7 protein-coding genes are annotated in these 11,677 nt (G+C 64.6%); 5 read left to right on the plus strand and 2 right to left on the minus strand.

The window, feature by feature from the left end:
• Positions 1-240 precede the first annotated feature (240 nt).
• Positions 241-1,296 carry an extracellular solute-binding protein gene (locus ASE11_RS15660; protein ID WP_056273429.1) on the plus strand — a complete coding sequence of 352 codons (1,056 nt, stop codon included), beginning with the start codon at positions 241-243 and terminating at the stop codon, positions 1,294-1,296.
• 52 nt (positions 1,297-1,348) lie between these two features.
• Here the strand turns inward: ASE11_RS15660 and ppk2 are convergent, their stop codons facing one another.
• Positions 1,349-2,254: a polyphosphate kinase 2 gene (gene ppk2 / locus ASE11_RS15665; protein ID WP_056273432.1), complete on the minus strand. Its 906-nt coding sequence runs from the start codon at positions 2,252-2,254 to the stop codon at positions 1,349-1,351.
• Positions 2,255-2,393: 139 nt separating this feature from the next.
• On the opposite strand from ppk2, the gene ASE11_RS15670 reads away from it, so the two are divergent.
• Positions 2,394-3,152, plus strand: a complete 759-nt coding sequence (locus ASE11_RS15670) for a 3-hydroxyacyl-CoA dehydrogenase (RefSeq protein WP_056273433.1) — start codon at positions 2,394-2,396, stop codon at positions 3,150-3,152.
• A 38-nt stretch (positions 3,153-3,190) separates the two neighbouring features.
• Entirely contained in the window at positions 3,191-5,026 is a 1,836-nt protein-coding gene (locus tag ASE11_RS15675; protein WP_082585769.1) for a gamma-glutamyltransferase family protein, read from the plus strand.
• Positions 5,027-5,300: 274 nt separating this feature from the next.
• On the opposite strand, the gene ASE11_RS15680 is transcribed toward ASE11_RS15675, so the two are convergent.
• Positions 5,301-6,947: an acyl-CoA synthetase gene (locus ASE11_RS15680; protein WP_056273438.1), complete on the minus strand. Its 1,647-nt coding sequence runs from the start codon at positions 6,945-6,947 to the stop codon at positions 5,301-5,303.
• A gap of 46 nt (positions 6,948-6,993) precedes the next feature.
• Here ASE11_RS15680 and dnaG point away from each other — a divergent pair, with 46 nt between their 5' ends.
• Together dnaG and rpoD are read left to right on the plus strand one after the other, a co-directional pair.
• The gene (dnaG, locus tag ASE11_RS15685; RefSeq protein WP_056273441.1) at positions 6,994-8,955 is read left to right on the plus strand and encodes a DNA primase; all 1,962 of its coding nucleotides are present in this window, start codon (positions 6,994-6,996) and stop codon (positions 8,953-8,955) included.
• A 323-nt stretch (positions 8,956-9,278) separates the two neighbouring features.
• A complete protein-coding gene (gene rpoD, locus ASE11_RS15690) occupies positions 9,279-11,615 on the plus strand; it encodes an RNA polymerase sigma factor RpoD (RefSeq protein WP_056273444.1) in 2,337 nt (778 codons plus the stop codon).
• Positions 11,616-11,677 lie beyond the last annotated feature (62 nt).

The raw sequence follows: 11,677 nt of genomic DNA on the forward strand, positions 1-11,677 counted from the left end.
ACCGGCTTCACAACGGGCTCCTGCTGCGGCGGTGACACGGGCGGCACCGCCGCAGGCCCTTGCACCGTGGAGCAAGCTGTCAGGAAGGCCAGGCTCAGCACAAAACCCCAAGCTTTCCAATACTTATTGAGAACAATTCGCGTTAGTGTTAGCATCATTCCCATTATCCGGCAAGCCCCGTGGGCACATGCCGAGCAAGTACCTCCTGTTTCTTTAATTTTTCAACTCCCGAGGATCCCCATGACTTCGTTCCGCAAACTCTCGATTGCCCTGGCTGCCGTGGCCGCCACGCTCGGCCTGCACGGCCAGGCGCAGGCACAGGACAAGGTGCTCAACCTATATTCGGCCCGTCACTACCAGACCGACGAGGTGATGTACGACACCTTCACCAAAACCACCGGCATCAAGATCAACCGTGTGGACGCCGACGACGCCGGCATCGTGGCGCGCCTGCGTGCCGAAGGCGCCGCTTCGCCTGCCGACGTGATCCTGTTGGTGGATGCTGCCCGCATGGCCTCGGCCGACAGCCAGGGCCTGTTCCAACCGATCCAGTCGGCCAAGCTCGATGCCGCTATTCCCGCCAACCTGCGTGCCACCCCGGGCGAAGGCGGCGTGACCTGGACTGGCTTCTCGACGCGCGCCCGCGTGATCGTGTACGACCCGATGCGTGTGAAAGCCGCCGACGTGGCGACCTACGAACAGCTCGCCGACCCCAAGCTCAAGGGCCTGGTCTGCACACGCTCTGGCTCGCATCCGTACAACCTCTCGCTGTTCGCCACCGTGGTGGAGCGCCTGGGCGACCAAAAAGGAGAAGCATGGCTCAAGGGTGTGGTGGACAACATGGCCCGCGCTCCCAAAGGTGGTGACACCGACCAGATCAAGGCCGTTGCCTCCGGTGAATGTGGCGTGGCGCTGAGCAACACCTACTACATCGCGCGCCTCATCAAGTCGGACAAGCCGGAAGACCGCGCGACGATGGAAAAGGTGCGCGTGATGTTCCCCAACCAGGCCACCACCGGCACACACGTGAACATCGCTGGCGCGGCCGTGGCCAAGCACGCCAAGAACCGCGACAACGCCGTGCAGTTCATGGAGTTCCTGGCCAGCCCGTTCGCGCAGGACTATTTTGCCAACGGCAACAACGAGTTCCCGGCCGCCAAGGGCTTGAAGATCGCCAACCCAGCCATCAAGGCCATGGGCGGTGACAACTTCAAGGCCGAAACCGTGCCCTTGGGCGTGGTCGCCAAAAACATGACCAAGGTCCAACAGATGCTGGACCGCGTGGGCTACAAGTAAGCCCACTGACTCAACAAAAAGCCCGCGGTCGCGGGCTTTTTTTGTTTGGCGGTCAATACACCTGCGGTACGTAAATCTCGCCGGGCACCTGGTGGCGCCGGTAGCCCTCGTGTCGCACGCGCTCGGGCAGCGTGATCGTGGCGCGCTCCACCTCGCCATACGGCATCTGCTCCAGCAGGTGGTGAATGCAATTCAGGCGAGCTTTTTTCTTGTCATCGGCCTGCACCACCCACCACGGTGACTCGGGGATGTGGGTGCGCTCCAGCATCACCTCTTTGGCCTTGGTATAGAGCTCCCAGCGGCGGCGGCTTTCCAGGTCCATGGGGCTGAGCTTCCACTGCTTGAGCGGATCGTGGATGCGGCCCAGAAAACGAAGGTGTTGCTCTTCGTCGGAGATGGAGAACCAGTACTTGATGAGCTGGATGCCCGAACGCACCAGCATCTTTTCGAACTCGGGCACCGAGCGGAAGAACTCCTCGTACTGCTCGTCGTTGCAAAAGCCCATGACGCGCTCGACGCCGGCGCGGTTGTACCAGCTGCGGTCGAACAGCACCATCTCGCCGGCGGCCGGCAGGTGCGCCGCGTAGCGCTGGAAATACCACTGTGTGCGCTCGCGGTCGTTGGGCGCGGGCAGTGCGGCCACACGGCACACGCGCGGATTCAGGCGCTGGGTGATGCGTTTGATCACGCCGCCCTTGCCCGCCGCATCGCGCCCCTCGAACACGATCACCACCTTGTGCCCGGTGGCCACCACCCAATCCTGCAGCTTCACCAGCTCGGCTTGCAGCCGGAACAGCTCACGAAAGTATTGTTGCCGGGCCGCTTTGTGCTGCATCAGGGCCCCCGCATCCTGCGGCTCCTCCACCCGGTCCTCCATCTCCATTTCCAGCTCTTCGTCGTAGCCATCCATCAAATCGGTGTGGATGCGGCGCAGCAGCTCTTCCTGGCTGTCGAACATGGGGACTCCATTCGTGGCAAAAGATGTCCAGACTAGATCCACCCGATGACAATGCCGTGACAACAGCCTGCCGCATAATCGCCACCTGATTGACGTTTACGTCAACGTCAAGCACCCTTCAACGACACAGGAGCACACCATGGACATTCAAGGCAAGGTATTCATCGTCACCGGCGGCGCATCGGGTCTGGGCGAAGGCACGGCGCGCATGCTGGCGGCCAACGGCGGCAAGGTCGTCATTGCCGACATGCAGGCTGAGAAAGGCGAAGCCGTGGCCAAGGAGATCGGTGGCGCCTTCGTGAAATGCGATGTGAGCAGCGAGGCCGATGGCCAGGCCGTGGTGGCTCAGGCCTTGTCGATGGGCAAGCTCATGGGCCTGGTGAACTGCGCGGGCATCGCGCCAGCCGAGAAGACCGTGGGCAAGAACGGTCCGCACAACCTGGGCATCTATACCAAGACCATCATGGTCAACCTGGTGGGCAGCTTCAACATGATCCGCCTGGCGGCCGACGCCATGTGCAAGAACGAACCCGAAGCCACGGGTGAGCGCGGCGTGATGATCAGCACCGCCAGCGTGGCGGCTTACGACGGTCAGATTGGCCAGGCAGCCTACGCGGCCAGCAAAGGCGGCATCGTCGGCATGACGCTGCCGATCGCGCGCGACCTCTCGCGCAACGGCATACGCAACATGACCATCGCCCCCGGCATCTTCGGCACGCCCATGCTGTTCGGCATGCCGCAGGAGGTGCAGGACGCACTGGCCGCCAGCGTTCCCTTCCCCAGCCGCCTGGGCACCCCGACCGACTATGCCAAGCTGGCCAAACACATCATCGAGAACGACATGCTCAACGGCGAGGTGATCCGTCTCGATGGCGCCATCCGCCTGGCGCCGCGCTGAACTGAGCCTGCGCACAGGTCATCAAGCAAAGTCCTTCCATGACAGATCGCACACACCCGCTGATCCGTTTTGTGCTGCCGTTGTGGATCAGCGCGACACTGGCAGCCTGTGCCGGACCGGTGGGCGCAATCCGGTTGACCGGCGCAGCCGCACCACCGGCACAGTCCGAATCTGCCTCTGGCTTCACGGCAAAACCGGGCTGGACCTTCCGGCGACAGGCCGTGGCCGCAGCCAATCCGTTGGCCACCGAAGCAGGGGCGCAGATCCTGCGTGTCGGCGGCAGCGCGGTGGATGCGGCGATTGCGGTGCAGATGATGCTCACGCTGGTGGAACCGCAATCCAGTGGCATCGGGGGCGGCGCCTTTCTGCTGCACCATGACGGACGCCGGCTGCAGGCCTTCGACGGCCGCGAAACCGCGCCCGCTGCGGTGGACGAAAAACTCTTCCTGAACGCGCAAGGTGATCCGCTGAACTTCGCCACGGCCGTGGCCAGCGGGCGTTCGGTCGGCGTGCCGGGCGCCGTGATGATGCTGGCCCTGGCCCACCGGCAACACGGCAAGCTGCCATGGGCACGGTTGTTCGATCCAGCCATCGTCCTGGCCGAACAAGGCTTTCCGATCAGCCCGCGCCTGCACACCCTGCTGGCGGCCGATTCAGCCTTGAAAACCGACCCGGTGGCCGCGACGTATTTCTACCGCGCCGACGGTCAGCCCCACCCGGTGGGCCATGTGCTGCGCAACCCTGAGCTGGCACAGGTGCTGCGCAACATCGCGACCATGGGTCCCATCGCATTGCACGAAGGTCCGGTCGCGCGCGCCATTGTGAGCAAGGTGCACCAACACCCCACCCTGCCCGGCACCCTGAGCATGGACGACCTCCAGCGCTACCAGCCCCGCGAGCGCGAGGCGCTCTGCCACGACCACGCAACCGCCTTGCGTGCGCTGCGCATCTGCGGATTCCCACCGCCAAGTTCCGGCGCCATTGCCGTCGGCCAGATTTTGGGCTTGCTCGCACGCACGCCCCAAGACTCTGCGCCGTTGATCAACGGCTTGCCCTCGGTGGACTGGCTGCACAGCTACAACGAAGCGTCGCGACTGGCGTTCGCCGACCGCGCGCGGTACCTGGCCGACCCGGATTTCGTGGCACCGCCCGCAGGCCGATGGACGAGCTTGCTGGACGCACGTTACCTCGACGAGCGTGCGCACCTGATCAGCGCCGCGCGCATGCCCACAGCCGCGGCCGGCGAGCCTGGCGGGGCGCGCAGCGGCTGGGCACCCATGCCCGACCAGCCCGAGCACGGCACCAGCCACGTCAGCATCGTGGACGGTTTCGGCAACGCGCTGGCCATGACCACGACCATCGAATCTGCCTTCGGCGCGCGCCTCATGGTCACCACCGACCCAACACGGCCGGGGGGCTTCCTGCTCAACAACGAACTCACCGATTTCAGCTTCACACCACGCGATGCCCAGGGTCAAGCCGTGGCGAACCGGGTCGAGCCCGGCAAGCGGCCGCGCTCCTCAATGTCACCCACGCTGGTGTTCGACAAAGTCTCGGGCGAGCTGCTCATGAGCACCGGCAGCCCGGGCGGTGCTTTCATCATTCATTACACGGCGAAGGTGTTGCATGGCGTGCTGCAGTGGGGGCTGTCGCCGCAGGCCGCTGTCAACCTGCCCAACTTCGGCACGCTCGGGGGGCCGCTGATGCTGGAGCAAGCCCGCTTCCCCCTGGCGACGGTGGAGGCCTTGCAGCAACGCGGTCACACCGTGCAACAGGGTGAGCTCACCAGTGGCGCACAAGCCCTCGTGCGCAGTGGCCGTGCATGGCGCGGTGGCGCCGACCCGCGGCGCGAGGGCATCGTGGCCGGCGACTAGGGCCTGTTCACACTATTTTTCCAAGATGCGTTGCGGATCAAAAAGGCCATGCGCAAGGCGCGAAACGCAGACGGGCCGGTGGCCCCGCGAGGCTTCGCAACGCGGCGCATGGCCTTTTTGGCCGCAACCCGAAGGGAAGCGAAGGGAAGGGGTTGAAAACAGCGCCACTCTTCGTTGCACTCCTAGGCCAGACGCCCAGTCTGGCCGTTGTCGCGCGCCTCGATTGGCGCTGTTTTCAACCCCTTCGCACTTGGAAAAATAGTGTGAACAGGCCCTAAACGTCGATGGCGGCGGCAGAGCCCGCCCGTTTGCGCAGCTCGAACTTCTGGATCTTGCCCGTGCTGGTCTTGGGTAGCTCTCCGAACACCACCGCGCGCGGCACCTTGAAGCCGGCCAGGTGTTGCTTGCAGTGCGCCACGATGGCCTCGGCCGTGGTGTCCGCGCCGGCCTTGAGCTCGACGAAGGCGCACGGCGTCTCACCCCACTTGGCGTCGGCCTTGGCCACCACCGCGGCGGCCAGCACCGCAGGGTGGCGGTAGAGCACGTCCTCCACCTCGATGGACGAGATGTTTTCGCCGCCCGAGATGATGATGTCCTTGCTGCGGTCCTTGATCTTGAAGTAGCCGTCGGGGTGCTGCACCGCCAGGTCGCCGCTGTGGAACCAGCCACCGGCAAAGGCCTCTGCGGTGGCCTTGGGGTTCTTCAGGTAGCCCTTCATTGCGATGTTGCCCTTGAACATGATCTCGCCCATGGTCTCGCCGTCTTGCGGCACGGGCTGCATCGTCTCGGGATCGAGCACGCGCACGTCGCGCTGCAGGTGGTAGCGAACGCCCTGGCGCGCGTTGAGCCGCGCACGCTCACCGATCTCCAGCGCATCCCAGCTCTCGTGCTTCGCACACACCGTGGCCGGGCCATACACCTCGGTCAGACCGTACACATGGGTGAGGTCAAAGCCCATCTGCTCCATGCCCTCGATCATCGAGGCCGGGGGCGCCGCGCCCGCCACCATGGCCTTCACGCCAGCCGGCAGCCCCACCTTCATCGCGGCGGGCGAATTGACCAGCATGCCATGCACGATGGGCGCGCCGCAGTAGTGCGTCACCCCGTGCTTGCGCATGGCATCAAAGATCGCCTGCGCCTCCACGCGGCGCAGGCACACGTTGACGCCCGCGCGCGCGGCCACCGTCCACGGAAAGCACCAGCCGTTGCAGTGAAACATGGGCAATGTCCACAAGTACACCGCGTGCTTGGGCATGTCCCACTCCATCACGTTGGACACCGCATTCATCGCCGCTCCGCGGTGGTGATAGACCACGCCCTTGGGGTTGCCAGTGGTGCCGCTGGTGTAGTTGAGCGCGATGGCATCCCACTCGTCGGCCGGCAGACTCCAGGCAAACGCCGGGTCGCCACCGGCCAGAAATGCCTCGTAGGTGCTGCTGCCGATGCGCTCGGCCGTGCCGGTGAACAGCGCATCTTCGACATCGATTACCAGCAACGGCGTGCTGGCCTGGCGCATCGTGAGCGCCTTTTTCAGCGTGAGCGAGAACTCCGGATCCACGATCACCACCTTGGCCTCGCCGTGGTCGAGCATGAAAGCAATGGCTTCCGGGTCCAGCCGCGTGTTGATCGCGTTGAGCACCGCTCCCGCCATGGGCACGCCGAAATGCGCCTCCACCATCGGCGGCGTGTTGGGCAGCATCACGGCCACGGTGTCGTTCTTGCCGATACCGGCGCGCTGCAAGGCGCTGGCCAGGCGCCGGCAGCGGGTGTAGGTTTCGCCCCAGGTCTGGCGCAGTTCGCCGTGCACCACCGCCAGCCGCTCGGGATACACCTCGGCCGTGCGTTCGATGAACGAGAGCGGGGAAAAAGGCGCGAAGTTGGCCTCGGTGCGCGGGAGGTCCTGGTCGAAGATGCTGGTCATGGCGGTTGTCTCCTTGTGTTCTGGGGCCTTGCGAGAGAATACCCTTGTGGCCATCCCCCAGACCTTCATCCAGGAACTGCTCAACCGCGTGGACGTGGTCGACGTGGTGGGTCGCTACGTGCAGCTCAAGAAGGGTGGCGCCAACCTGATGGGCCTGTGCCCGTTCCACGGCGAAAAATCGCCGTCGTTCAGCGTCAGCCCCACTAAGCAGTTCTATCACTGCTTCGGTTGTGGGGCCAACGGCAACGCCATCGGCTTCCTGATGGAGCACGCCGGCATGAGCTTCATCGAGGCGGTGAAAGACCTGGCCCAGCAAACCGGCATGCAGATCCCCGAAGACGACGCCTCGCCGCAAGACCGCGAACGCGCAGCCCAGCAGCGCCAGAAACAGGTCACGCTGACCGACGTGCTGGAAAAAGCCGCGCAGGCTTATGCCAAACACCTCAAGGCCGCGCCGCGCGCGGTGGACTACCTCAAAGGCCGTGGACTGTCGGGTCAGATCGCCAAGACCTTCGGCCTGGGCTACGCGCCCGAAGGCTGGCGCGCGCTGGCCAGCGTTTTTGCGGACTATCAGGACCCGCTGCTGGTCGAGTCCGGCATGGTGATCGAGCACGAGGATGAGAAAGGCGCCGATGGCCAATCGAAACGGTACGACCGTTTTCGCGACCGCATCATGTTCCCGATCCGCAACGTCAAGGGTGAGTGCATCGGCTTTGGCGGGCGCGTGCTCGACAAGGGTGAGCCCAAGTACCTGAACTCGCCCGAGACGCCGGTGTTCAGCAAGGGCCGCGAACTCTACGGCTTGTTCGAAGGCCGAACCGCCATCCGCGTGGCAGGTTACGCGCTGGTGACCGAGGGCTACATGGACGTGGTGGCCCTGGCCCAGCTCGGCTTTGCCAACGCCGTGGCCACGTTGGGCACGGCCTGCACGCCCGATCACGTGCAGAAACTGTTCCGCTTCACCGACTCGGTGGTGTTCAGCTTCGACGGCGACGGCGCCGGCCGGCGCGCGGCGCGCAAGGCACTCGACGCCGCCCTGCCCCTGGCCACCGACACGCGCAGCGTCAAGTTCCTCTTCCTGCCCGCCGAGCACGATCCCGACAGCTTCATTCGTGCCAACGGTGAAGCCGCGTTCGCCCAGTGCGTGAAAGAGTCCGTGCCGCTGTCGCGCTTCCTGATCGAGGCCGCCGGCGCCGACTGCGACCTCTCCACGGCCGAAGGCCGCGCCCGCATGGCCAGCCAGGCACGCCCGCTCTGGAGCGCGCTGCCCGACGGCGCCCTGAAGCGCCAGCTGATCAGCGAGCTGTCCACCGGCATCGGCATCGGCAGCACGGACCTGCTGCAGCTCTGGCAACAAAGTGCTGGCGGCTCGCGCGCGCCGCGCTCAGCGGGGCAAGCGCCCGCCCAGTCGTCGCACGATGCGGGCTACGACGGCGGCGCCTCTTACGAATCGTCGGCCAGCTCCTACGAATCCAGTGGAAGCGGCTATCGAAGCGACAGTGGCAGCACGTACGGCAAAAAGGGCTACAGCAAATGGCGCAAGGGCCCTCCCCCGCCGCCACGCATGCTGGGCACGCGTCGCGCGGGAGGCAGCCGCGCTGACCGCGCCGTGGGCCTGCTGCTGGCCAATGCTCAGGCGTGGGACGGCCTCTCGGCAGACGACCACAGCCTGCTGGCCCACCTGCCCGCGCCCCACGGAGCACTGTTTGCCTGGCTGGAAACACAACTGCACGAACATGGCCCGCAGCCCTGGGCCGCCCTGCGTGAAGCCCTGCGGGGGCACGAGCACGAGGTGTTTGGCTGCACGCAGGTGGAACAAGTCCCGCCCAGCGACGATCCCGCCTCCGAACTCTCGGAGCTGGCCGACGTGATGAACCGCCTGCGCCGGGACGGCCTGGAAGCACAGGCGCGCCAGCTGGCAGACCGAGTGGCCGAGGGCGACCCAGGCGCGCTGGAAGACTACAAGCGCGTGAGTGCGCAACTGGTGGCCCTGAAATCCAGCGCCTGAGCCTACAGGAATACGGGCAGCGCGGTATAATCCACGGCTTTGCACCGCAAGCGCGACAGCAGCACCTCCGGCACCGGCCCGGCCCTTCGACAAGGGCTACATGGACACTTCTCCTGGCCACCTCAGCGACCCGCCCCGGGCCTGACGGAACCCCGCAAGGACTGCACACCAAATGTTCGCCCCAACAGCTTGCAGGCCCACCCTTTCCGGTGAAAGGTGGGCGTTGTGCCCAACAAAATCACCGGGGTGGACCGCGTTGCGCGGCCTTCAGGCGTTTTTTGTGTGTTCTGCCGGTTCCAGTTCGACATTTTTCTGAGGTCCTCATGCCCGCGAAGAAATCCAGCACGCCCGTCTCGTCCAGTACAAAACCCGCTCAAAAGGCCGTCACCCGCGCCACCGCCCCGGCTTTGCCCCCGAAGAAAGCTCCTGCTGTGACCGACAAGACCCCCGCCAAAGCCGCCGCCAAGGCTGCTCCTGCCAAAAAGACCGTTGCCAAGGCACTTGACACCGAGTTGCTGGACGACGCGCCAGCGAAAAAGAAGGCCGGCCGCCCGGCCAAGGCCGCTGCAGGCGACGACAAGCCCGCCGCCAAACGCGGCCGCAAGCCCAAGGCCGATGCCAAAGGCAAGTCGTCCGGCAGCGACATGGACGATGCCGATCTGAGCGACATCGAAGACGACCTGACCGGTGAAGTCGAGGTCGAAGCGGTCGACACCACCTCGACCACGACCGAGAAGGTCAAGCCGCTGCGCATGAAGATCAGCAAGGCGAAAGAGCGCGCGCTGATGAAGGAATTCGGCCTGGACGAAACCGTCCTGTCCGAAGAAGAAGCGCGCAACCGCCGCGAACGCCTCAAGACCTTGATCAAGCTGGGCAAGACGCGTGGCTACCTCACGCACGGCGAGATCAACGACCACCTGCCCGACAAGCTGGTCGAAGCCGAGACGCTGGAAGTGGTGGTCTCGCTGCTCAACGACATGGGCGTGGCGGTGTATGAGCAGACGCCTGACGCCGAAACCCTGCTGCTGAACAACACCGGCCCCACCGCCGCCACCGAAGAAGAAGCCGAAGAAGAAGCCGAAGCGGCGCTGTCCACCGTTGACAGCGAATTCGGCCGCACCACCGACCCCGTGCGCATGTACATGCGCGAAATGGGCACGGTGGAGCTGCTCACGCGCGAAGGCGAGATCGAGATCGCCAAGCGCATCGAGGGTGGCCTCAACGACATGATGGCCGCCATCAGCGAGAGCCCGGCCACCATTGCCGAGATCCTGGTGATGGCCGAAGACATCCGCAGCGGCAAGGTCGTCATCTCCACCGTGGTCGACGGCTTCGCCGACGCCGACGAGGCCGATGACTACGTGGCCGAAGAAGACTTCGACGACTACGACGAAGCCGACGACGACGACGGCAAGGGCGGCTCCAAGGCGCTGACCCGCAAGCTCGAAGAGCTCAAGCGCGAAGCCCTCACCCGCTTCGACACCATGCGCACGCTGTTTGAAAAGCTGCACAAGACGTACGACAAGGAAGGTTACGGCACGCCGACCTACTTGAAGACGCAGAAGTCCATCACCGAGACGCTGATGTCAATCCGCTTCACCGCCAAGGCCATCGAGAAGCTGTGCAGCACCATGCGCAACCAGGTGGACGACGTGCGCAAAAAGGAGCGCGAACTGCGCCGCATCATCGTGGACAAGTGCGGCATGCCGCAGGAGAAGTTCATCGCCGACTTCCCGGCCAACCTGCTCAACCTGAAGTGGGTGGAGAAGCAGGCCGCCGCGGGCAAGCCCTGGAGCGTGGTGATGGAGCGCAACATCCCGCCGGTGCAGGAACTGCAGACCGGCCTGATGAACATCCAGAGCAGCGTGGTCGTGCCGTTGGCGCATCTCAAGGACATCCACAAGCGCATGAACTCGGGCGAGTCCACCTCGCGCGACGCGAAGAAGGAAATGATCGAGGCCAACCTGCGCCTCGTGATCTCCATCGCGAAGAAGTACACCAACCGCGGCCTGCAGTTCCTGGATCTGATCCAAGAGGGCAACATCGGCCTGATGAAGGCGGTGGACAAGTTCGAATACCGCCGCGGCTACAAGTTCTCGACCTACGCCACCTGGTGGATCCGCCAGGCCATCACCCGCTCGATTGCCGACCAGGCGCGCACCATCCGCATCCCGGTGCACATGATCGAGACCATCAACAAGATGAACCGCATCAGCCGCCAGCACTTGCAAGAGTTTGGTTTTGAACCCGATGCGTCCATCCTGGCCGAAAAGATGGAGATGCCCGAAGAGAAGATCCGCAAGATCATGAAGATCGCGAAAGAGCCGATCTCCATGGAAACCCCGATCGGCGACGACGACGATTCGCACCTGGGCGACTTCATCGAAGACCAGGCGAACACCGCGCCCATCGAGGCCGCCATGCAGGCCGGCCTGCGCGAAGTGGTCAAGGAAATCCTCGACAGCCTCACGCCACGCGAAGCCAAGGTGCTGCGCATGCGCTTCGGCATTGAAATGTCCACCGACCACACGCTGGAAGAAGTCGGCAAACAGTTCGACGTGACCCGCGAACGCATCCGCCAGATCGAAAGCAAGGCGGTGCGCAAGCTCAAGCACCCAAGCCGCTCGGACAAGCTGCGCAGCTTCATCGACACGATGTAAGACGCGTCGGACAAACCGCAAAAAGGGGAGCATTGGCTCCCCTTTTTGCTGGGTGCATCACA

It is taken from the genome of Hydrogenophaga sp. Root209 (assembly GCF_001428625.1).
Taxonomy (GTDB): domain Bacteria; phylum Pseudomonadota; class Gammaproteobacteria; order Burkholderiales; family Burkholderiaceae_C; genus Hydrogenophaga.

Coding starts and splice junctions, on each gene's coding strand:
- ppk2 (WP_056273432.1), bottom strand. CDS start 2,254: ATGTTCGACAGCCAGGAAGAGCTGCTGCGCCGCATCCACACCGATTTG.
- ASE11_RS15680 (WP_056273438.1), bottom strand. CDS start 6,947: ATGACCAGCATCTTCGACCAGGACCTCCCGCGCACCGAGGCCAACTTC.
- ASE11_RS15670 (WP_056273433.1), top strand. CDS start 2,394: ATGGACATTCAAGGCAAGGTATTCATCGTCACCGGCGGCGCATCGGGT.
- ASE11_RS15660 (WP_056273429.1), top strand. CDS start 241: ATGACTTCGTTCCGCAAACTCTCGATTGCCCTGGCTGCCGTGGCCGCC.
- ASE11_RS15675 (WP_082585769.1), top strand. CDS start 3,191: ATGACAGATCGCACACACCCGCTGATCCGTTTTGTGCTGCCGTTGTGG.
- rpoD (WP_056273444.1), top strand. CDS start 9,279: ATGCCCGCGAAGAAATCCAGCACGCCCGTCTCGTCCAGTACAAAACCC.